23 protein-coding genes are annotated in these 21,457 nt (G+C 72.0%); 16 read left to right on the top strand and 7 right to left on the bottom strand.

The window, feature by feature from the left end:
• On the bottom strand, positions 1-368 hold a 368-nt coding region (locus ABT295_RS16035; protein WP_352395409.1), incomplete at its 3' end, for a hypothetical protein.
• 433 nt (positions 369-801) lie between these two features.
• Between ABT295_RS16035 and ABT295_RS16040 the strand changes: the two genes are divergently transcribed.
• The 6 genes from ABT295_RS16040 to ABT295_RS16065 all read left to right on the top strand — a co-directional run bounded on the left by ABT295_RS16040 (position 802) and on the right by ABT295_RS16065 (position 6,075).
• Positions 802-1,623 (top strand): DUF222 domain-containing protein, encoded by an 822-nt coding sequence (locus ABT295_RS16040; RefSeq protein WP_352395410.1) that lies wholly within the window; start codon positions 802-804, stop codon positions 1,621-1,623.
• Positions 1,583-3,094, top strand: a complete 1,512-nt coding sequence (locus ABT295_RS16045) for a recombinase family protein (RefSeq protein ID WP_352395411.1) — start codon at positions 1,583-1,585, stop codon at positions 3,092-3,094. Before ABT295_RS16040 ends, ABT295_RS16045 begins: the two co-directional genes overlap by 41 nt.
• A 306-nt stretch (positions 3,095-3,400) precedes the next feature.
• A complete protein-coding gene (locus tag ABT295_RS16050; RefSeq protein ID WP_352395412.1) occupies positions 3,401-3,622 on the top strand; it encodes a helix-turn-helix domain-containing protein in 222 nt (73 codons plus the stop codon).
• Positions 3,623-4,761: 1,139 nt separating this feature from the next.
• Positions 4,762-4,971, top strand: coding sequence for a hypothetical protein (locus tag ABT295_RS16055; protein WP_352395413.1), 210 nt, complete (start codon positions 4,762-4,764; stop codon positions 4,969-4,971).
• Complete coding sequence (locus ABT295_RS16060; protein WP_352395414.1) at positions 4,964-5,137, top strand: hypothetical protein; 174 nt, start codon at positions 4,964-4,966, stop codon at positions 5,135-5,137. Before ABT295_RS16055 ends, ABT295_RS16060 begins: the two co-directional genes overlap by 8 nt.
• Before the next feature lie 329 nt (positions 5,138-5,466).
• The gene (locus ABT295_RS16065) at positions 5,467-6,075 is read left to right on the top strand and encodes a phage major capsid protein (protein WP_352395415.1); all 609 of its coding nucleotides are present in this window, start codon (positions 5,467-5,469) and stop codon (positions 6,073-6,075) included.
• Positions 6,076-6,252: 177 nt separating this feature from the next.
• Here the strand turns inward: ABT295_RS16065 and ABT295_RS16070 are convergent, their stop codons facing one another.
• The 3 genes from ABT295_RS16070 to ABT295_RS16080 all read right to left on the bottom strand — a co-directional run bounded on the left by ABT295_RS16070 (position 6,253) and on the right by ABT295_RS16080 (position 8,800).
• Complete coding sequence (locus ABT295_RS16070) at positions 6,253-7,023, bottom strand: DUF3800 domain-containing protein (protein WP_352395416.1); 771 nt, start codon at positions 7,021-7,023, stop codon at positions 6,253-6,255.
• A gap of 81 nt (positions 7,024-7,104) precedes the next feature.
• Positions 7,105-7,611: a GvpU-like protein gene (locus tag ABT295_RS16075; protein WP_352395417.1), complete on the bottom strand. Its 507-nt coding sequence runs from the start codon at positions 7,609-7,611 to the stop codon at positions 7,105-7,107.
• 82 nt (positions 7,612-7,693) lie between these two features.
• The gene (locus ABT295_RS16080) at positions 7,694-8,800 is read right to left on the bottom strand and encodes an MrcB family domain-containing protein (RefSeq protein WP_352395418.1); all 1,107 of its coding nucleotides are present in this window, start codon (positions 8,798-8,800) and stop codon (positions 7,694-7,696) included.
• 143 nt (positions 8,801-8,943) lie between these two features.
• Between ABT295_RS16080 and ABT295_RS16085 the strand changes: the two genes are divergently transcribed.
• Complete coding sequence (locus tag ABT295_RS16085; RefSeq protein ID WP_352395419.1) at positions 8,944-9,168, top strand: hypothetical protein; 225 nt, start codon at positions 8,944-8,946, stop codon at positions 9,166-9,168.
• A 441-nt stretch (positions 9,169-9,609) separates the two neighbouring features.
• Here ABT295_RS16085 and acs read toward each other — a convergent pair whose 3' ends face one another.
• Positions 9,610-11,604 carry an acetate--CoA ligase gene (acs, locus tag ABT295_RS16090; RefSeq protein ID WP_352395420.1) on the bottom strand — a complete coding sequence of 665 codons (1,995 nt, stop codon included), beginning with the start codon at positions 11,602-11,604 and terminating at the stop codon, positions 9,610-9,612.
• 277 nt (positions 11,605-11,881) lie between these two features.
• Here acs and ABT295_RS16095 point away from each other — a divergent pair, with 277 nt between their 5' ends.
• Entirely contained in the window at positions 11,882-12,661 is a 780-nt protein-coding gene (locus tag ABT295_RS16095; RefSeq protein WP_352395421.1) for a lysophospholipid acyltransferase family protein, read from the top strand.
• Here the strand turns inward: ABT295_RS16095 and trpS are convergent.
• Complete coding sequence (gene trpS, locus ABT295_RS16100; RefSeq protein WP_502991182.1) at positions 12,655-13,839, bottom strand: tryptophan--tRNA ligase; 1,185 nt, start codon at positions 13,837-13,839, stop codon at positions 12,655-12,657. The two genes, ABT295_RS16095 and trpS, sit on opposite strands and share 7 nt — an antisense overlap.
• A gap of 241 nt (positions 13,840-14,080) precedes the next feature.
• On the opposite strand from trpS, the gene ABT295_RS16105 reads away from it, so the two are divergent.
• From ABT295_RS16105 to ABT295_RS16140, 8 genes are all read left to right on the top strand, one after another.
• Complete coding sequence (locus tag ABT295_RS16105) at positions 14,081-14,968, top strand: hypothetical protein (RefSeq protein WP_352395422.1); 888 nt, start codon at positions 14,081-14,083, stop codon at positions 14,966-14,968.
• A gap of 665 nt (positions 14,969-15,633) precedes the next feature.
• Positions 15,634-16,413 carry a nucleotide-binding protein gene (locus tag ABT295_RS16110; RefSeq protein ID WP_352395423.1) on the top strand — a complete coding sequence of 260 codons (780 nt, stop codon included), beginning with the start codon at positions 15,634-15,636 and terminating at the stop codon, positions 16,411-16,413.
• A 132-nt stretch (positions 16,414-16,545) separates the two neighbouring features.
• A complete protein-coding gene (locus tag ABT295_RS16115; RefSeq protein WP_352395424.1) occupies positions 16,546-17,862 on the top strand; it encodes a TadA family conjugal transfer-associated ATPase in 1,317 nt (438 codons plus the stop codon).
• Positions 17,838-18,851, top strand: coding sequence for a type II secretion system F family protein (locus tag ABT295_RS16120; protein WP_352395425.1), 1,014 nt, complete (start codon positions 17,838-17,840; stop codon positions 18,849-18,851). Before ABT295_RS16115 ends, ABT295_RS16120 begins: the two co-directional genes overlap by 25 nt.
• Entirely contained in the window at positions 18,848-19,501 is a 654-nt protein-coding gene (locus ABT295_RS16125; RefSeq protein ID WP_352395426.1) for a type II secretion system F family protein, read from the top strand. Before ABT295_RS16120 ends, ABT295_RS16125 begins: the two co-directional genes overlap by 4 nt.
• Before the next feature lie 253 nt (positions 19,502-19,754).
• Positions 19,755-19,892 carry a DUF4244 domain-containing protein gene (locus ABT295_RS21190; RefSeq protein ID WP_502991183.1) on the top strand — a complete coding sequence of 46 codons (138 nt, stop codon included), beginning with the start codon at positions 19,755-19,757 and terminating at the stop codon, positions 19,890-19,892.
• 119 nt (positions 19,893-20,011) lie between these two features.
• Entirely contained in the window at positions 20,012-20,374 is a 363-nt protein-coding gene (locus ABT295_RS16135; RefSeq protein ID WP_352395427.1) for a TadE family type IV pilus minor pilin, read from the top strand.
• Positions 20,371-20,787: an Rv3654c family TadE-like protein gene (locus tag ABT295_RS16140; RefSeq protein ID WP_352395428.1), complete on the top strand. Its 417-nt coding sequence runs from the start codon at positions 20,371-20,373 to the stop codon at positions 20,785-20,787. Before ABT295_RS16135 ends, ABT295_RS16140 begins: the two co-directional genes overlap by 4 nt.
• Before the next feature lie 160 nt (positions 20,788-20,947).
• Here the strand turns inward: ABT295_RS16140 and ABT295_RS16145 are convergent, their stop codons facing one another.
• Positions 20,948-21,412, bottom strand: coding sequence for an RrF2 family transcriptional regulator (locus ABT295_RS16145; protein WP_352395429.1), 465 nt, complete (start codon positions 21,410-21,412; stop codon positions 20,948-20,950).
• Positions 21,413-21,457 lie beyond the last annotated feature (45 nt).

The following is a 21,457-nucleotide window of genomic DNA, read 5'->3' on the forward strand; positions in this document are numbered from 1 at the left end:
GGGTGTCGTCGTCGCGGCCGCGCAGCAGGGCGCGGTCCTCGAGCTCGTCGAGGAGCGAGCGCAGCTCGCGCCTCGACCACGGCGAGGCGCGCGTCGACGCTCGGCTGCGGGCGGGCGTCGAGACGGGCGTCGAGGTCGACTTCCGGGCGGAGGGTGGCCTCGAGTGCCGTGAGGTGGCTCGCCGCGCGGTCGTGGGGCGAGGCCGGGACGAGGGCGCGCCTCACGAGCGTGCGAGCGAGGGTCGACGCACCGATGCCGAGCTCGTCCGCGCGGGACGAGAGCGCCGCGAACTCCTCCTGCGTCAGCCGCACGGAGAGGACCTTGGTGCGCTCGGGGGCGCCGGCGGCGGGTGGGTGCTGCTGGCTCACGAGTCCTCCTGCGTGTGACGACGTCATGCATTGTCAGTGGTCGACCCTGTCGTGGTCGTCATGAGCACCGCACCGCACGCCGAGGCCGAGCGCTCGGTCGCCGTGCTGGACGAGATGGTCCGCACGGTCCGGTCGCCGGCTCGCGGCTGCCCGACCTGGGCGCTGTCGGAGGGCGAGGTCTGCGCGCTCGTCGGGCGTGCGCAGGAGCTGCGCGAGCTGTGCCAGACGCTCACGGCCGTGCTGGCCCGCGAGGCGCACTCCCGCGGGCTCGGCACGGACGACGGGTTGTCGCTTGCCGACTGGCTGCGGGGTCAGGCCGACGGGCTCGGTGCCGCGCGCTTCGACGGGGCAGCAGCTGCCGCCGTGGCCAGGGTGGGCGCCGCCCTGCGCGACAGCCGGTGGGAGCGCCTGGCCGAGCGCGTGGAGGAGGGGGGTGGGCGTCGGGGCGGCCGCGGCGATCCTGCGGTTCCACGACGACGTGGCGCCGGTCGCCGACCCCGAGCACCTCGCCGGCATCGTCGACGCGATGGTCGAGGCCGCCGACGTACTGACCGCGCGCGAGCTCGCCCGGCTCGTCGCCCACGCGCGCGCCACGGTGAGGCCACCGGCCGAGCGCGACGCCGAGGAGGCCGGCCTGCGCGCCGGGCGTTCGCTGCGCCAGGTGCGCACGACCACGGCCGGGTTCACCGACCACCGGATGCGCCTCGACCCCGAGGGGGCGGCGATCGTCGAGGCGGCCATCGACCCGCTCTCCGGCCCCCGGCCCGACCTGTCGCCCGACGATGTCGACAGCCGGTCGGCGGCCACGCGCCGGGCCGACGCCCTGCTCGAGATCACCGGCCGGGGCGTCGCGGCGCCCGAGGGGGTGACCCGGTCGCCGCGCGCCACGCTCGTCGTCACGATGACCCTCGAGGCGCTGATGGACGCACTGCGCGGGGTCGGGGTGCTCGACACCGGCGGCGTCGTGTCACCCTCCACGGTCCGGAGGCTGGCGTGCGAGGCCGGCATCGTGCCCATGGTGCTCGGAGCCCCGTCCGAGGTGCTCGACCTCGGCTACACCAGGCGACTGTTCAGCCCGGCCCAGCGCCGGTTCCTCGCCGCCCGCGACCAGGGCTGCAGCTTCCCGGGCTGCACGGTGCCTCCGGCGTGGTGCGAGGCGTACCACATACGCTCTAAAAGTGGTTCCATTGAACTGCCGGGAGGAGCAGGGGGACATGACGCAGAAGCGGGCGGCCATCTACTGCCGCATCAGTGACGACCGACGCGGTACGGAGGCCGGTGTGACGCGGCAGCGCGAGGACTGCCTGGCACTGGTCGAGCGGGAGGGGTGGGAGCTGGTCGCCGACGGCGAAAGTGACACCTTCACCGACAACGACATCTCGGCATTCTCTGGACGCAAACGACCGGCCTACGAACGGTTGGTCGAGGCGGTGACCGCTGGTGAGGTCGACTACATCGTCACGTGGCACAACGATCGTCTACACCGACGTCTTGTGGAGCTCGAGGCGCTCATCACGCTGGTGGAGCGCACGCGCGCCAAGGTCGCAACCGTCAAGGCTGGAGATTTCGACCTGGCGACACGGCACGGGATCAGGCAGGCCCGGCTCGCCTTGACTCTGGCGAGCGACCAGTCGATGGCCACCCGTGAGCGGGTCCAGCGCGCCATGCTCCAGCGCGCCGAGCAGGGGAAGGTGCACGGGCGGCTGCGCACCTACGGCTACCGGGGGCGGCGCAACGGCGATGGCAGCCACACGCTGGAAGTCGTGCCCGAGGAGGCGGCGATCATCCGCGAGGCTGCGCGCCGAGCTCTCGCGGGCGAGTCCCTACTGAGCATCGTCAAGGACCTCAATGCTCGTTCCGTCCCGACGCTGTCGGGCGCGCTGTGGTCGCGCCCCACACTGCGCGGCATCTTGATCAGTGCCAGGGTGGCTGGTTGGCGCGAGCACACCCCCGGGCGGAGCAACCGGTCCGACGGATCGCTCTGGCGGGGTGGGGAGTTCGTAGCTCGCGCTGAATGGGAGGGAATCCTGACGCGACAGCAGGTCGAGCGGCTCCGGCGGCAGCTGACGGACCCAGCGAGAGCAGCTCGGGTGAACGGTCGGACCTACCTGCTAAGTGGCGGGCTGGTGACCTGTGGTCTTTGCGGGACGCCGATGCGCGGACGACCGACCAGGGCGGGAAGGCGCGAGTACCACTGCGCGCGTCAACCGGTGGGCAACGGCTGCGGGAGGACGAGCATCAAGGCGGAGGCGCTGGAGGCTTATGTCTTCGACCAAGCTCGGTATGCGGTGGCCGGAGGCGAGCTGGTGGCTCGGCTGAGCCAGGGCAACCAAGACGCAGCTGAGGCGGTGGCACTGGTGGCCGCTCTAGAAGCTGACCTCGCCGGGCTGGGCGAGGACTTCGGCAGCGGGCGGATCTCGCGCGCGGAGTGGATGGCTGCGCGAGAGCCGCTCATGGCGCGGCTGGAGGCTGCGCGGCGCGAGCGCGCCCGGCGCGAGGACGGCGAGGCTCTCGCCCTGGTCGCGGGTGGAGCATCGGCATGGGACCGACGATGGCGGGCGGCCGAGCGCGATGGGCTGCTGGACCGCCAGCGCGCCATGCTGCGCGCTGTGCTGGTGCGCATCGCCATCGGTCCTGGCATCCCTGGGCGCACGCGCTGGCGGGACGCTGACGGTCGAGTCCAGACGTTCGATGCGGACCGCGTCACGCTTGAGTGGAGGGCCTGACGCAAGGCCACTCTCACGCCGCGACCAGCTCGCGCGGCCGCGCTGCCTACGGTGCGGCCACGGGTCTCTGATGTGCCGGAAGACTCGCGAATGCACGAAAAGACCAAGTTTGTGAGGAGAGCACAAACGCGGGTCGCTCCTGGCCGCTCCTGGCCGCTCCTGGCGACCTATGTCGTCTCGGCCGAACCTTGGTTGGCGTCTGGCCACAGTTGGCGGACTTGAAGTGGCAGCCAATTGCTGCCAATTCCACTGTCCTGCAACGGTTTTCGCTTGACCCGCTGATCACCAAGCGCGACAGTTGGTCCCATGGGGACACGTAAGACTGGTGAGGTCTTGAACCCGGGTGATGCACTCAGTGGGCACCTCACGCTGCAGCAAGGTGCGGCCTACCTCAACTGCTCGGTGCAGACGTTGAAGCGCCGTATCGAGGACGGCAACCTGCCCTGCTACTGGTTGGACCAACGGACCCGACTCGTTAAGCGGGCTGACCTCGACACGCTCGTCATCCGCAGGATCGTTCGGCGTTGAAAGCCGCGCCGCATCCACATGACCGGCCCGGAGGGCCCGCGCACGGGCTGACCGCTGCCGAGGTCCAACAACGCTGTGTGGAATCCCGAGCGGCGCAAGGCCTTCCGCCGAAGGTGCAGGACTCGACCGTGCTCGATCGCCTCGTGGCGCTCCTGCATCTCGACCGAGAGGTATCGCGATGACTGACGACCTGCAAGCCAACCGCGACGCTCGTGAGGAGCGCCAGGGTTGGAAGCGTCCGCGCACCGAGCGGAGGCTCCCCATCCGTACTTCGTTGAGATCGATCGGCACCGGGTGGTCTGCCGCGAGTGCACATGGTTCTGGGAGCGTCTCGGCGCACCGTTCCTGGTCCTGAGAGCAGCGGGTCAACGACACCGTGACCGCATGCGCGAGCAGACACGCGCGGGTACGCCATGACCTGGACACGGATCTCGGACGACTTCACGGAACGCCCCCACGTGATGGTGCTGTCCGACGCGGCGTTCCGGTTGCACGTCGAGGCCCTCGTGTACGGCAACCGCAACGGCCTCGACGGGGCGTTGTCGCAGGCTGCTCTGGAACGACTCGGACAACGTGCGACCAAGCGCATAGTCGGCGAGCTTGTCGCCGCCGGCCTCTGGCACGTCACGGAGGGCGGCTGGCAGGTCGAATGGGTGGAGCAGGAGAGGGCGGCACAGGTCGAGGCGCGACGTGCGGACGACCGGGCGCGCACCCAACGATCACGCCTGCACGCCAAGGGCGACCACTCATTGTGTGACCCGAAGCGGTGCTGGGTTCTGATCGGACGTGATCGTGAGGTCACGCGTGACACCACGCGTGAGTCACATCCTGAATCACGCCCCTCCCAGTCCCTCTCCCACTCCCGTCAGGGGAGTGGGAGAGAGGAGAAGGGGCACGACGGGCTCGACGCTGACGCGTCACCCGACGCTCCCCAGGACCACGAGCTGACGGAAGAGCTTCCGAGCCCTTGGAGACCGGTCGGGGACTGTGAACACGTCGGCGGCGGTCGGACGTCGGACGGGTCTCGGGCAAGCCGAAGTGCCAGGAGTGCCGAGACGAAGAACGCGCGCGTCACATCGCGGCGGCGCGTTCGGGGGGTAAGCGAGGCAGCATGCTCGAGCTAATCGGAGGTGTACACGGTGAGCGATCGGACCGCGAGGGCGCAGCGCGTTGAGGTTCTGCGCCGGGCGCTGAGGGAAAACCTCGGAGAGGAAGACGATGGCGTGACCGTGCTCCTGGCGAGCGCTGACGCAGGCATAACCACGACGGATCTGACCGAGGATTACGTGCACGAATACCGGGCGACGTGGATGCCGCCTCCGCATGACGATGAGCCGATCGATGAGTGATCGCGACAATCGGTATCGCCACCAGCGCGACCGATACCGGGCGGTGCTCGTCGAGGTGGTCGCCGTAGCTGTCGTCGGCGGCACCACCGTCGCGCTCGACTTCGTCCCTCGGGAGCCACGCCTTCACGACGACATTCACCATCGCGCACGACAACTGCGCGCGTAACTGGATCGGCTGGTCCGACACCAGGCATGATGTTTCTAGGGCAGAGCTGACCGTAGCCACCCGGCCGGAGCCGCGAGCCGTCGAGCCGTGTGCATGGCGAATCTCATTCGCATGCAAAGGACTTCGACATGACTGACACCATTTCCCGCACCTCGCTCGCCGGCCGCGTCTACCCGCCGGAGGTCGCCGACTTCGTGGCAGACGCCATCGTCGGGGCGCGGCGTTCGCCAACTCGCTGACGCCGCGCCCGAGCCGGGGCAACCTCACGATCCCCGTCATCAACTCCATCCACGGCGCGTGGGTCGAGGAGGGGGCCGACATCCCCCGACGTGGACGTCACCACCGACGCCGAACTCGTCGTCGTGAAGAAGCTCGCGGGCATCCCGATGCTCACACGGGAAGCGTTCGAGGACGCCACCTTCCCCATCGCCGAAGAGGTGCAGCGTGTCGTGCGCGACGCCTTCAGCCACGACCTCGACCTGGGCCTCCTCTATGGCGATGGCACCGGAGCCAACCCGTTGGGCGTCGTAGCCCGAGCCATCGAGGCCACAGGCGCGACCCTCGTGGGTGCCATTGCGGCCGCGAAGGGCGAGATCGGCGACAGCGGCGGACAGGCCACCCACGTGGCGCTCTCCCCGTCGACGGCGGCCGCCGAGGAGGGCCGCGCGGGCAGCGACGGTCACCCGGTCTACCCGAACGGGCTCGGCAACCTCGGTGGCCTGGAGGTCGTCCGGGTGCCCGGCCTGACTGAGCCGCTGGTGTACGACGCCAGCCGCGTCTACCTCGTGAAGGCTCGCGACTGGCGGGTCGAGCAGTCGACGGACTACGCGCCAGCGTTCAAGGGCGACAAGGTGGCGCTGAAGGTCTCCGGCCGTTTCGGCGCAGGGCTGCCGGCTTCAGTCAAGACGATCCGACGACTGAACGTGATGGCAGCGTGACGCATTGAGCCGACCTGCCTTCAGGGGACGGGTCGACGCTGCTCGAAACTTTAAGGACTCGTGGCGCGCGCACTTGCACTGTCGGTGCCGACGTGGAAGATTCCTCTTAGCGGACTGACCCATCCTCGACGATGGCTTAGGCCCGCGCTCACCCCCCGTGCTACGGCGCGGGGGGTTTCACGTTGGCCAGACAACAACGCCCGGTTCAGCTGTGCGCGCGAGGACGCCGGTTGCAAGTTTGTTGGCGTCCGCAAAACGCGCATCTCCCAACTCCCCCCACATGGTCGGGGGGCAAACGGTGGCGCGCTTAGGGTTGGGTGGAAAGACCGTCCGGAACGCGGCGTACGCGCTCAGATCCGCCAACTGGATGAAGAAGGACTGACTGCTGTTCCGGGGCACCGGGTCGTCGAGTATGAGTCGTGCCGGAAGGCTCAGGTGACCGACGCCGAAGGCACTCCCGGGAGTATTCGCACGTCGCGCCTTTCGAGCCAGTCCTCTGATTGCATGGCTGTCCCCCTCGTCATGGATCACCATGATGGGTTCCCCTGATTTGGTGCTCATCCGCTCCAGTCGCTGGAGGAGGAAGCCCCAGGCGATATCGCGGGGGTTGCGCCAGACTTGGATCTTGGTCTTGTCGATGACTACGGCGAAGACCTGCAGCCCCAGTTTTGGTGCGAGCCTCATATGCATGCGGTAGATGTCATGCCGTATGCCCTCGCCAAACCCGAAGCGCTTGAGGTCGCCTCCGCCGCGCAGCAAGTAGTTCGCCTTGATTTCGTCACGCAGAAGGATGCCGAATCTGGCGCGTACGAACCGTCGGAACTGCAGGAAGTTGTCGAAGACGTCTGGCCATGCGGTGTCCCGAACGAGCACGCATCCGAGTGTGTACGTATTCGATCCGTTGGTCTGGCCAGAGTCTCCCGACTCGTCGATGTAGGCGAGTAGCACACGTTAGATAGTGCAGCATCATCGCCTTGTTCGCACGCGAGGCACCTACCCGGGTCGGCGCGGAGACCTCATTCTGCCCTGTCAGTCGGAAAAGCGCCCCAGCGTCCATCCGGAAATCTCCGCCAAACGAAGACGGAGGTAGCCAACGTTAAGGGGGGTGCCTCCACTCGTGATGACACGGGCGTCCCTCATGTGGACGTACAAAACAGGAGTGAGGTCGTCGTCGTCGTCCAAGGCTCCCATCTGAGGGGCGTAGATGTCCTTGAGCGCCTCGCGCACCGGTTCAGGCATGTTCCCGGACGTGATCCTGTTGGTCGTCTCCTGCAGCCACTCTCTGGCAGACATGATGTTGCCGTCGATGACCTGCCCTGACAGGACAAGCACGAGGGGAATGGTCGTGGTGGCGCTCTTCATGTTGGCGAGCGCCTGGAGCAGCCGCAGCGCGTGGTCGCCCCGGACAACCTCAGCGTCGACGGCCGGGTCCAGATCCGAGCCGATGCCGCCGTCGGGGGCGTCGTCAGGAGTCGTCGTGTTTTCATCCATAACAGGCGAGCTTAGAGGCGACGTACGACAGTCGAGCGTTGCCATGGATTTGAACGTCGTTCAGCGCCAGCAACAACTCGCGGCCATGTCGATTCGCTTGACCGGGGGTCCTGTCCAGGCGCGCTGGCTACGGGACCTCCCCACCCCCTGGGACGGCATACCGGTACGCGATCGCGGTGAGGTTGTCATCTTCGGGCGACCAAGGCGAGTGGATACACAGGGTGCCCCCGCTTGCGATAGGAACTGGCCCGGTTCTGTCGAGGTCGATGGTGGTGACGACCGCGAGCATCGTGTGGGGGTGGTTCTCCCTATGAAGCTCGACTTCATTTCGGGTCAACACCACCTCTTCGCCGAGGGAGGTGGTCCCCTTCACCTCGACATACAGGCGATCACCATTCCGCCTCGCATCCAGATCGAACGATGAGGTGGCTCCAACATCTTTCACGGTCCAGCCTTCGGATCGAAGGTGCTGGCTCACGACTGCTACGGCGCGGCGCTCGATAGCCGACTTCTCCTGGGCGGTGAGCCGAAAACCTTGCCCTCGGCCCCGGCGACCGGCCGCCTGGTTCGTGGCGCTGACGGCATCGGCAACTTCTGGGGAAAGTTCGCCAGGCAGGGTGGGGGAATGATCCGCTTCGAAGTAGAGGCGCGCGAGCGTGCGAACCATGTACTCGAGGTCGCTGGCTAGCTGACCCTCGTCGGGGATGTGGTCGATGTCGTAGGCGATCGCCTTCACAGTTCCGGGTCCGTAGCTCCGGCCGAGCCGCGTTGTGGCTTCGAGATCGATGTCGTCTACGGCGTCTGGTCGTTGAGCCAACTCGTGACCAACTCGCCCGCGCGCCCATTCCACGCGGGATCGGAGCATCGCCAAGGGCCTCGGGCGTAGTTCGCTGCCATCCAGCTCCGTCGTGCCTTGGCCCAGGGTGAGGTAGAGGCGATCGCCCTTCGCGCTGAACAGGTACACCACGTACCAGCCTTCAGTGGCCGACGGGGATCGGCTTTCTGAATACACACGAGCCCAAGGGATCTCGGTCTTGCGGCCCATGCCGTCCTTACCTTCTACGGCAAGGTCTCGGACCTGCGGGGGTAGGAAAGGCAGTAACGCGTCTACGCGATCGCGCATCCAAGAGGCGATCTCATGACGGACCAGCACCCCTCGCCGCTCCATGGAAGGCGTGTTGGCAGCACTCCACTCGGTTTGAAGGAGCAAGGTTTCTTCCAAGAGCTCTCGCACAATGCTGGAGCCTAGGACGTTCGGTGACTCCACGCCGTGAGCAACCCGTTGAGCACTCGCACCACCAGGCGCTCGGCGAGTCATCCGCCTGTCATGGCGCTGGTGTGGCACGGTCTGCCACCGTGTCCGAAACAGCAAGCAACATGGCAACCTTCTTCAACGCGCTGGGACCAACGCTCCTAGCACTGGGAGCTGGGATGCAGGCGAAGTTCGCTGCAGACCGCAGTAGAGGCCGGCATCGCGATCCGAAAAAGGGATGGGAGCGGTGGAAGATCACCCTCGGCTGGGGGCTGATTCTGACGGGTTCGCTCTTTGTGGCGGCCGCACCGGTCTGGACGGCCATACGGGCCGCCAGCGCCACGGCATAGGGGCTCCGACTGTGGGCTAGGGAGCTCTGACCTGCGCAAACTCGAACCAGTTTGCGGAAGTGTGTGTCACCACGTGCTGCACTGGCTGTACGGCGGGCGCACCGACGTGGGCAACGGGGCGCTGCTGTGCGGCCGGCGCCACACCGTCGTGCACCGACGACAGCTCACGGCCACGGTCACGGCGACGGGTGTCACCTGGCAACTCTGGCTGCCGCGCCCGGTTCCCGACGCCTCCGTCGATGCGAGGGCGGGAGCCGGCGGCGTGCCGTTGCGACGCCGGCAGGACCGGAGCCGGTGGCGCGCTGCACGTGGGCCCGCCACGCACGCCCGACGGGAACCGGAGCCGGAGTCGCGCTGCACGTGCGGCCACCACGCACGCCGCCCGCCTCCCCACGGGGGAGGCGGGCGGCATACGTCTTCGGGTGCGCGGTGAGGCGTCGGTCAGCCGGAGGCCATGCCGGTCTTGATGAGGTCCATCACCGAGCTGTCGGCGAGGGTCGTCACGTCGCCGACCTCGCGCCCCTCGGCGACGTCGCGCAGCAGGCGCCGCATGATCTTGCCGGAGCGCGTCTTGGGCAGCTCGCTGACGATCATGATCGAGCGGGGCTTGGCGATCGGGCCGATCTCCTTGGCCACGTGGTTGCGCAGCTCCTTGACGAGGTCACCGCCCTCGCCCGGCTCGTCGGCCTCCTCGACGAACTCCTGGCGCAGGATGACGAAGGCGCAGACGGCCTGCCCCGTCGTCTCGTCGTTGGCGCCGACGACGGCCGCCTCGGCGACCTTCGGGTGCGACACGAGGGCGGACTCGATCTCGGCCGTCGAGAGCCGGTGGCCCGAGACGTTCATGACGTCGTCGACGCGACCCAGCAGCCAGATGTTGCCGTCGGCGTCGTACTTCGCGCCGTCGCCGGCGAAGTAGTACTTCTCGCCGAACCGCGACCAGTAGGTCTCCTTGTAGCGCTCGGGGTCGCCCCAGATGCCGCGCAGCATCGACGGCCACGGCTTGGTCAGCACGAGGTAGCCGACCTGCTCGGGCGTCGTGAAGGGCTGGCCCTCGTCGTCGAGGATCTCGGCGCTGATGCCGGGGATCGGCTTCTGTGCCGAACCCGGCTCGAGCGTCGTGACTCCGGGCAGCGGGCTGATCATGATCGCGCCCGTCTCGGTCTGCCACCACGTGTCGACGATCGGGGCGCGGCCGCCGCCGATGTGCTTGTGGTACCAGAGCCAGGCCTCGGGGTTGATCGGCTCGCCGACCGAGCCGAGCAGCCGCAGCGAGCTCATGTCGAACTTCGCCGGGACGTCGGAGCCCCACTTCATGAAGGTGCGCACCGCGGTGGGGGCGGTGTAGAGGATCGTCACCTTGTAGTCCTGCACGATCTCCCACCAGCGACCCTGGTGCGGGGTGTCGGGCGTGCCCTCGTACATCACCTGCGTCACGCCGTTCGTGAGCGGCCCGTAGACGATGTAGGAGTGTCCGGTCACCCAGCCGATGTCGGCGGTGCACCAGTAGACGTCGGTGTCGCGGTGGACGTCGTGCACGACGGCGTTCGTGTAGGCGGCCTGCGTGAGGTAGCCGCCCGTGGTGTGGAAGATGCCCTTCGGCTTCCCCGTCGTGCCGGACGTGTAGAGGATGAAGAGCGGGTGCTCGGCCTCGAAGGCCTGCGCCTCGTGCGTCGGCGCCGCCTTCTCGAGGGCCTCGTGCCACCAGACGTCGCGGTCGTTCCACGCGGTGTCCTGACCCGTGCGGCGGACGACGAGCACGTGCTCGACCGACGTGTCGCCGTGGTCGAGCGCCGCGTCGACGGCCGGCTTGAGCGCCGAGGGCGCGCCGCGCCGGTAGCCGCCGTCGGAGGTGATGACGACCTTCGCCTGCGCGTCGTCGATGCGCGAGTGCAGGGCCTCGGCCGAGAAGCCGCCGAAGACGACGGAGTGCGGGGCGCCGAGGCGGGCGCAGGCGAGCATCGCGACGGCGGCCTCGGGGATCATCGGCAGGTAGATGGCGACCGTGTCGCCCTTGCCGACGCCGAGGTCGGCGAGGGCGTTCGCGGCGCGCTGCACCTCCGCGTGCAGGTCGGCGTACGTGATGTCGCGGGTGTCGCCCTCGGGCTCACCGACGAAGTGGATGGCGACCTTGTCGCCGCGGCCCGCCTCGACGTGCCGGTCGACGGCGTTGACGCACGCGTTGAGCTCGCCGTCGGCGAACCACTTCGCGAAGGGCGGGTTGCTCCAGTCGAGCGACTCGGTGAAGGGGGTGCTCCACGTGAGGTAGGTGCGGGCCTGCTCGGCCCAGAACCCCTCCGGGTCGGCTGCCGCCGCGTCGTAGAGGTCGGCCGTGCCGTTCGCCTGCGCGGCGAACTCGGGCGGCGGCGGGAAGGTCAGTCCCTCGTGGACGAGGTTCTCGAGCGGCTCTTCGCTCACGGTGTCACCCTTTCGCATCGACGATGGTGCGGTCGTGCCGTCCGCGCGTCAGGCAGTCAGGCGCGGCGGTCGCCACAACTCAAACGCAGGCTAGTTCGCGCTTCAAGGCCGGAGTGAGGCGGGTCTCATCCCTACCGGCCAGTAGCCCGTCCAACGGTCCCGCTCCGAGGACGAGCGGTCGGGTGCCCCGGTGACCGTCGCCGTATGCCGGACGCGCGGGCCGCGCTTGCGGCGACGCCCTCGCCCACGGCGGCCGCCTCCCATCCGTGGGCGGCGTCGTCGTCGAAGATGAGGTGTGACCGACCTGACGTACCGCCTCGTCGTCCGGGCAGCCCGGGGCCTCTTCCGGCTGCTCGGCCTGCGCATCGAGGTGCGGGGGGCCGAGCACCTGCCCACCCACGGCGGCGCGGTGCTCGCGAGCAACCACGTGAGCTTCCTCGACTTCCTCTTCGTCGGTCTCGTCGGCACCCGTCGCGGACGGCTCGTCCGGTTCCTCGCCAAGCAGTCGGTCTTCGCGCCCCCGCTCGTCGGCGCCGCGATGCGTGCCATGGGCCACATCCCCGTCGACCGGGCGCACGGCGAGATCGCCCTGCGCCGCGCGGTGGCCGCCGCCGGGTCGGGCGAGGTCGTCGGGCTGTTCCCCGAGGCGACGATCTCGCACGCCTGGACGCTGCGGCCCTACCGTCCCGGCGCCGCCGCGGTCGCCACCTGGTGCGGCGTCCCGCTCCTGCCCGTCGTCGTCTGGGGCGGCCAGCGCGTGCTGACGGTGGGTGGGCGCGTCGGCCTGCGGCGCGGCATCCCGGTGACCGTGCTCGTCGGCGAGCCGCTGCACCCCGCCCCGGACGCCGACCCCCGCGTGGTCAGCGAGCAGCTGCGCGAGGCGACCGCCGCGCTGCTCGAGCAGGCGATGGACGACTACCCGGGGCGCCCGCGGTCCGCGGCCGACCGCTGGTGGCTGCCGGCGTCACGCGGTGGCACGGCGCCGACCCCCGAGGAGGGAGCGCGCCTCGACGAGGAGGGCATGCGCCGGGCCGACCTCGCCGCGGCCGGGCGGGCCAGGCGGCGCGGTCAGTAGCTCATCCCCATCACCGCCCGCACGGTGGCGAGCGTGCGGTCGGCCACGGCCGCGGCCCGGGCGTTGCCCTCGTGCAGCACCGAGGTCACGTAGGCCGGGTCGCGAGCCAGGTCGGCCCGTCGCCTCCGGTGGTCGGCGAGCGACTCGTTGACCGCCTCGGTCACGAGCTCCTTGAGCGCCCGGGCGCCGCCGTCTCCCACCCGCTCGGCCAGCACCGCGGGGGGCTCGTCGAGGAACAGCCCCGCGATGGTGAGCAGGTTGGCGACGGCCGGTCGGCGCTCGGGCTCGAAGGTGATGCGGCGCTCGCCGTCCGTCACGGCCGCCCGGATGCGGGCCGCCGTCTCGTCGGCGGTGTCACGCAGGTTGACGACGTTGCCCCGGCTCTTGGACATCTTCGTGCCGTCGGTGCCGAGCAGCAGCGGCACCTCGCCCAGCAGGGCCTCGGGCTCGGCGAACACGCCCTCGCCGCCGGCATACCTCTGGTTGAAGCGGCGGGCGATCGCGCGGGTCAGCTCGAGGTGCGGCAGCTGGTCGCGCCCCACCGGGACGACGCGGCTGTGGCAGAAGAGGATGTCGGCCGCCTGGTGCACCGGGTAGGTGAGCAGCAGCCCCGACAGGGGGCGGCCACCCGAGAGCGCGAGCTCGTCCTTGACCGTCGGGTTGCGGCGCAGCTCGGCGTCGGTGACGAGCGACAGGAACGGCAGCATCAGCTGGTTGAGGGCCGGCACCGCGCTGTGCGTGAAGATCGTCGTGCGGGTGGGGTCGATGCCGGCCGCGAGGTAGTCGACGACGAGCCCGTGGACGTTGTCGCCGATCGCGCCGACGGCGTCCCGGTCGGTCACGACCTGGTAGTCGGCGATGACGACGAAGGTCTCGGCTCCCTTGTCCTGCAGGCGCACCCGGTTGCGCAGGCTCGCGAGGTGGTGGCCGATGTGCAGGGGGCCGGTGGGGCGGTCGCCGGTGAGCATCCGGAAGCGGGCGGGCTCCCGGGCGGCGTGCGCGTCGATGAGCTCGTCGAGCACGCGGCTGCGCTCGCGGGCCACGGCGTAGGTGGCGCTCGCCTCCGCCTCGGCCGCGTGGGGGACGTCGGGGACGGCAGCGGGGACCGCGGGCTCGGCGGGGGCAGTGGGCGCGTGGGACGAGGCGGGGACGGTGGTGGGCGTCGGGGTGTGGGACACGGGTCTCTCCTGTCGGGTTCGAGAGCCCACGGGAGGAGCCGGTGCCGGCCAGGGCACGCGCACGGAGCCGCCCGTGGGCGGCTCCGGTTGTCGGGTTGGTTCGATGGGCCGCCTCAGCTGGGCAGCCACCACGCTCCGATGAGGGCGGGTCGGGTCATCGAGCTCATGCCGTGAGTGTACTCACGCCCCGCGCGCCGCCCTGCGGTCCCGGAGGGCGGACCGGCGCTCCTAGGCTGGGTCGGTGCCCGAGCCCAGCCCCGCCCAGACCGCGCTCCTCGACCAGCTCGAGCTGCTGCTCGAGCTGCCCGACGTGCGGGCGCGCGCCGACGACGCCCGCGAGGCGTGCACCCGGCTGCGCTTCCACGAGGCGCTGCGGCGACGGATCCCCGAGGCCGCCGCCGAGTCGCGCGTGCGCGGGGCGCGGGCCAGCGCCGCCCTCGACGGTGCCGACTTCCCGGTCGAGCTGGTGCGGGAGCTGATGAGCGGCGCCCGGGACTGGCCGCTCGACCCCGACCCCGGCCTGCAGGTGCTCCGGGGGGCGATCGCGGCGACGGCCGAGAGCGAGCGCGTGGTCTCGCTCGTGCGCACGGCTCCGCTGCAGGCGCTCGCGCGGCTGCACGTCGCGGCCGCGGGGCCCGGCCTGTCGGCGGGGGTGCAGGACGCGGCGGCCCTCGGCCGGCCACGGGTCGGCGACGAGGGCTGCTCCGAGCTCGTCGACCTCGGGCCCGCCCCGGCCGCCGCGACGGTCGCGGCGCGACTGTCCGGCCTCGCCGAGCTCGTCGTCGCGACGGCCGGCAGCAGCCGCGTGCCTGCGGTCGTCGTGGCCGCGCTCGTGCACGCGGAGGTGGCCGCGATCCGCCCGTTCGTCCACGGCAACGGGCTGGTGGCCCGGGCGATGGAGCGCGCGGTCGTGCAGGCGTACGGGCTCGACCCGACGGGGGTGGCGGTGCCGGAGGCCGGGCACGTCGCCCACGGTGGTCCGGCCTACGTCGGCTCCCTGGCCGCCTACGCCTCCGGCGGCACCCGGGGGGTGGGTCTCTGGCTCGTGCAGGCGGGCGAGGCCGTGACGACGGCGGCGGGCGAGGGCGAGCGCGTCAGCGACGCCGTGCGCGCGGGCCGGCTGAGCTGACCCGACGATCCGTGCGGGGTGTCCACCACCATGGACAGTTTCTCGGCGCCGGACAGACCGGACAGCCCGTGGGGCTGTCGCCACGCCGACGGCGTGGAGTAGAACGGAACCAGGAACCACATCGCCGAGAGGCGTAGATCCGGATCCACGCAAGACAGAACGACACGAGAAGAACCCGCGTACCCACGCGAGAGCAGTTCCCTTGGAACCGTCCACCCCCGGGCGCACAACCGGGGCGACACTACGAGATTGCACGCCTGGTAGCACGGTCCTTCTCTGGAGGCCTCCCGACCTCGGTCGGGAGGCCTTCGCTCGGTTCGGACGACGGCCCCGTGAGCCGGATCTGCGGGGTCCATTCGGGCGTGGCGACAATTCCGAAGAAATCACCGCGTGTCGGGACATCTCGGTTTGCAATCTGTAGAGGGAGCGTCCACAGTTGATGGTGGTGCTCCCCGTGAGGGTCGAGCGCCGCGCGATCTGGCTCCTCCCCCCCGGTGCCAGTCTCGTGAGGTGGCCTCCGTCTTCCCCCGGACGGAGGCCACCGCCATGTCCGGATGCGCGCGCTCCACGTAGTTGTCCACACCCCATGGGCTCGACCGCGGGTTGTCCACCGGTGCAGGGCCGTGGCTGTCGCCGCGCGGGTGCCCCGCGCCACCGTGGGCGGCATGGGAAACGTCATGGCGTGCCTGCCCGCCTCCGGGGGTGTCGGCTCCACCACCCTCGCAGCCGCCGTCGCCGTGCGAGCCGCCGCAGCCGGGCTGGGGGTGGTGGCGCTCGATCTCGACCGGGCCGCCGGCGCCCTGGACGTCGTGCTCGGGGTGGAGCAGGACCCCGGCTGGCGGTGGGCCGACCTCGAGGGCGTCTCGGGCGTCGTCGACGGGGCCGCGCTCGCCCGCCGCCTCCCGACCAGCTGCGGCGTCGCAGTGCTGTCGGGCGCGCGTGCCGACGGGTGGCGGCCGCCCGCGGAGGATCCATGGCTCGACATCGTCCCCGACGTGGTGGCCGGGCTGTCCGAGAGCCACGACCTGGTCGTGGTCGACCTGGCGCGCGACGTCGCCGTGCTCGCGGCGATCGGGCTGCTGGTCGACGTGGCTGTGGTGGTGCTCGGCTCCGGCGTCTCCGAGCTGGCGGCGGGAGCGGCCGTCGTGCCGGGCGTCCGGCGGGTGCTCGCCACGGCCCGTGAGGCCGGCCGCCCGTGGGAGGAGCAGCCGCTGCTCCCGATCGAGCCGTGGGTCGTCATCCGTGGACAGCGGGTCGAGCCCGACCTCGAGGACCTCGTCACCGACGAGCTCGACGTGCCTGTCGTGGCGGTGGTCGGTGACGACCGGCGACTGCGGGACGAGCTGGCCCGCGGCCTGCCGCCCGGGGTCCGCGGTCGCGGCGCGGTCGTCCGCGCCGCCGACGAGCTCCTCCTGCGACTGACCGCCCAGCGGGCCGCGGCATGAGCCGGGGACGCGGCGGAATGGGCCGGGGGTGCGCGGTCATGAGCGGGAGCGCGGGGTCATGAGCGGGAGGCGTGGGTCGGACGAGGTGGTCGCGAGGACGGCGACCTCGCCCGGGTGGCGGGGGTGGTCGCGATGACGCTCACCCCGGCGATGTGGCAGCGGGTGCGCGACGGGGTCGGCCCCGACGGCACGGCCGTCGCCGGGGTGGCGGCCGAGGAGCTCGGCCCTCTGGGCGCCCAGCGGGTGGCGGCCTCGCGCGCCGCCCTGTCGTCGCGGGTGCTCGGTGCCGGTCCGCTCGAGCGCTGGCTCGTGGAGACCGCGGTGACCGACGTCGCCGTCAACGGCGACGGCCGGGTCTGGGTCGACCGGGGCCACGGCATGGAGTGGGTGGGCGACCGGCTGGCCCCCGACGAGGCGCGCACCCTCGCCGTGCGCCTCGCCGGCCTCGCCGGACGCCGACTCGACGAGTCGAGCCCCTGGGTCGACGGCCAGCTGCCCGACGGTGCGCGGCTGCACGCCGTGCTGCCCCCGCTCGTCGAGGGCGGGCCGCACATCACGATCAGGGTGCCTCCGCGCCGGCCCGTCGACCTGGCCGAGCTGCGGGCCCGCGGCATGCTCCCGCCCGAGATCGAGGTGGTGCTGCGGGCCGTCGTCCGCCGTCGACTCGCCTTCGTCGTGTCCGGTGGCACGGGCGCCGGCAAGACCACCCTGCTCGCGGCGCTCCTCGGCAGCAGCGACCCGTCGCAGCGGATCGTCGTCATCGAGGACGTCCGCGAGCTGAGCATCGACCACCCGCACCTCGTCCGGCTGGAGGCTCGGCCCCCGAACGTCGAGGGCGCGGGCGAGGTCACCCTGACCACCCTCGTGCGGCAGGCCCTGCGGATGCGCCCCGACCGCGTGGTGGTCGGCGAGGTGCGCGGGGCCGAGGTGCGCGAGCTGCTGGCGGCGCTCAACACCGGGCATGAGGGCGGCTGCGGCACCGTGCACGCCAACGCCCCCGGCGACGTGGTCGCGCGCTTCGAGGCGCTCGGCGCCCTCGCCGGCCTCGGCCCCGGCGCGGTCCGGTCGCAGCTCGGGGCGGCGATCGACCTCGTCGTGCACGTCACCCGGGCCGACGGTGGGCGACGGGTCGCCGCCGTGGCGGCGCTCTTCCGGCGCGAGGGCGAGCCGTGCGTCGTCCCGGCCCTGGAGTGGGACGGCCACGGCCGGTCCGTGCCGGGTGCCGCCTGGCCTGCCCTGGCGGCCCGGCTCGAGCTACCGACCGACCTCGCCCTGGTGCAGCAGGTTCCGGGCGAGGCCGTCTGGCGCGGCGAGGCCGTCGGGAGGGGTGAGGCCGTCGGGAGGGGTGAGGTCGGCGTGCAGGGCGAGGTGGAGGTGGTGCCGGCCGGGCGACGAGTGGGCGAGCCCGGGGTTGCGGATGCGCCGTGGGACTCGGGGTCGACGTCGTGAGGGCGGTCGAGATCGTGGCCGCTGCGCTGCTGGGCGGCTGCGTGCTGCTCTGGCCGTCGCGCCCGCGGCCGTGGCAGGCGGGTTCGCTCGGCTCGCCCGGACCCGTGGCACGGCAGGCGTCGGAGGAGACCCTCGGTGGCTGGCGTCGCATCTGGCACGAGGACCCGGTGGAGCTGTTTCGCCGATGGCGGCTGCGACGTCGCAGCGACGCCGTCACCGATGCCGTCGTCGAGCTGTTGCGTGGCATCGGCCCTGCGCTCGAGGCCGGACTGCCGCCCGCCCGGGCCTTGGCCCTCGCCGCGGAGGCGTTGCTCGGGCCGGGAGCCCTGGCCGGGCCGGGAGCCGTGGTCGGAGTGGTGGCCGGGCCGGGGGCGGGGGCTGGCCCGGAATCAGTAGCGGGGCTGGGAGCGGTGGCTGGACCGGGGGCGGTGGCCGGGCTGGGAGCCGTGGCCGGGCGCGGGGCTCGACCCGTGCCGGAGGCCGTGCCGATGGTCGAGGCCGGGCGAGGGGCGCCGGCGGGCGGCGAGCGAGTGGCGACGAGTCGCCCCGTGGAGGCATCGGTGCGTCTGCTCGTCTCCGAGCTCGTCGAGGCGACCGGTCGCGGTGAGTCGGTGGCCGCGGTGTGGAGCGCGTGGGCAGGCCGGACCTCGTCGCCCTCGCTCGCCCTGGTCGCCTCGGCGTGGCAGCTGACCGAGTCCACGGGGGCACCGCTCGCGCTGGCCGTCGAGCGGGCGACCCGTGGGCTGCTCGATGCCCGGTCCCGTCGTGGCCGTGTCGCCGTCGCCGTTGCCGGGCCGCGCGCGTCGGTCACGGTGCTCACGCTCCTGCCGCTCGCGGGACCGCTCGTCGGCCTCGCGTGCGGCATCGACCCCCGCACGCTCTACCTCGGGTCGCCGCTGACGCTCACCTGCCTCGGGCTCGGCCTCGCGCTGGTCGGCGCCGGCCGCGCATGGTGCACCCGGATGATCCGCACGGCGGTGCGAGCGTGAGCTGGTCCGTTGCTCCGGCTCCCGCGCCCTGGGCTGCGGCTGCGCTCGTCGGCCTGGCCGTGCTCGTGCTGCTCGGTGGCCCGGGCCCGCACGGGTGGCGCCGCGCACTCGGGAGGCAGGGCAGGCACGGCGCCGACGGCGCCGACGGCGCCGACGGGGCGGCGCGGCGGCAGCTGCGGGGCGCCCCGCGGTCGGGGCGCTCGGGAGCCCGGCCGATGACGGACGACGAGGTCGCGAGCGCCCTGGCCCTGCTCGCGCTCGCCTACCGGTCGGGCCTGCCGACATGGGACGTGCTGGACGCGGTGGCAGCGGCGTCGACCGGGCCCGCCCGGACCGACCTGCGCCAGGTCGCCACGGCGCTGCGCTGGGGAGCGACCGAGGCCGAGGCCTGGGACTCCGTCGGGCCGCTTTGGACTGCGGCGGCCCGGGCGCTGGCCGTCGCGCACTCGGCAGGGGTGCCGCCCGGCCCGCTGCTCCTCTCGGCCTCCGACGACCTCCGGGCAGCCGAGCTGGAGCGGGTCGAGGTTGCCGCGGCGCAGGTCGGCGTGCGGCTCGTGGCCCCGCTCGGACTCGTGCTGCTCCCGGCCTTCTGCCTGACCACCGTCGTGCCGCTCGTGCTGGCGCTCGCGGGCGACCTGCTCCGGCCATGACGACCACCGTTCCCGAGGCGACGGGCCCCGGGACAGAGAGGAGAGACCGATGAAGCACGGAATGGCTCGGCTCGAGGCGGCGCTGCGCCGCCTCGGGCGGCGCGATCGGACGGGGCTGCGGCGGCGCCGCGTCGGGTCCGGCGCTCGAGCAGGGCTCGGCGGCGGAGCAGGCCCAGCAGGACGAGGAGCTCGCGCGGGACGAAGAGGTCGCGCAGGACGAGGAGGTGGAGCACGACGGCCGTGGGAAGTGGGCATGACGACGGCCGAGTACGCGGTCGGGATCATGGCGGCCTGCACCTTCGCCCTCGTCCTGCTCGGCGTCGTCCGGTCCGACGCGGTGCGCAGCGCGCTGGCCGGGATCGTCCAGAGCGCGCTCCGGCTGGCCGGCTGAGGCGCGCGGTGGACCGGAGGGCGTCGGTGGCCGTTCGACCCGTCCGCGCCCGTGCCCGGCTCGGGGCGAGGCCGGGGCGCGTCAGGGCGGAGGTCCCGGTCCGGCGTCGCGATTGCGGGATGGTGACGGCCGAGCTGGCGGTCGCGATCCCGGCGGTCGTCCTCGTGCTGGCCCTGTGCCTCGTCGCGGTCGGGGCGGCGGTCGACCAGATCCGCTGCGTCGACGCGGCACGGCTCGCGGTCCGGGCGGCGGCCCGGGGCGACACCGTCGCCCACGTGCGGGCGCTCGCGGCCGAGGCGGCTCCAGCGGGCGCGACGGTCGCGGTCTCCGCCCGGGCGGGCACGGTCCGCGTGTCGGTCCGGGCGCGCACCCGCTCGTGGGCGGGCCTGCCCACGTGGCAGGTCGTCGCCGGCGCCGAGTCGCCCGTGGAGGACGCTGCGTCGGCCGTTGCCGCCGCGCCCGACCAAGGCGGCCGGGCGTGAGAGCGGGGGCGACGGCGGACGGCGCACGACCGTGGCCGGCGGTCGGGCCCAGCCGCGCGAGTCCGCCGCCGTGGCCGTGCGACCGCGGTGCCGCGACCGTGCTGGCCCTCGCCCTCGTGGCCGTCGTCATGGTGCTGGGCATCGGGTCCCTGGTCATCGCCTCGGCCGTGCTGGCGAGCGGCCGGGCTCGACTGGCCGCAGACGTGGCGGCACTGGCCGGTGCGCGGGCTGCCCGCGACGGGGCCGATGCCAGCCGGGCGTGCGCGCTCGCCGGTCAGGTGGCGCGCACCAACGACGCCACGCTCAGCGCCTGCTCGCTCGCGGGTGAGCGGCTCGAGGTCGCCGTCAGCGTGCAGCCGGCGTGGTGGCCGGCCGGCGCGATCGCCCGCTCCCGCGCCGGGCCTCCGAGCTGAGGCGTCTGCGACAGGCCAGCGGTCGTCCCGGGCGTCAGCGGCGTGTCTGGGCCGCTGGTGGTCCCAGAGAGCAGCGGTTTCCCTGGGGTCAGGAGTTCTGTCGGCGTCAGCGGTTGTCCCGGGGACAGCAATGGTCCCTGGGTCAGCCGTTCTGTGGGCGTCAGCGGTTCTGCCAGGCGTCGGGCGTCGTGAGCAGCTGGCGCACGCGGTCGGGCAGGGCTCCGGTGCGCAGGTCCTCGAGCGAGGTCTCGTCGAGCACCTCGCGCAGGCTGGCGCGCACCGCGACCCACAGGCTGGGCAGGTGCGCCGCGACGCCGTGGTACTCGGTCTCGTGCGGTCGCAGGCCCCGCACCTCGGCGAGCGGGCCGTCGACGGCCCGGAACACGTCGCCGACGCTGATCGCGCCGCGTTCCCGGCTCAGCACGTAGCCGCCGCGCGCTCCGCGGCGGCTGAGCACGAGATCGGCCCGGCGGAGGTCGGCGAAGATCGCCTCGAGGAACTTCCTCGGAAGGTCCTGTCGCGTCGCGAGAGCGTCGATGCTGATCGGGCCCGAGCCGTCCGCATCCGCATCGGCGAGGATGAGCATCGCGCGGACCGCGTAGTCGACTCGTGCCGAGATGTCCACGACTGCAGTGTGCCGTACCGCCGTACGCCCGCACGAACCGCCCGC

The sequence above is a fragment of the Terrabacter sp. NPDC000476 genome, from assembly GCF_040300125.1.
GTDB lineage: Bacteria > Actinomycetota > Actinomycetes > Actinomycetales > Dermatophilaceae > Terrabacter.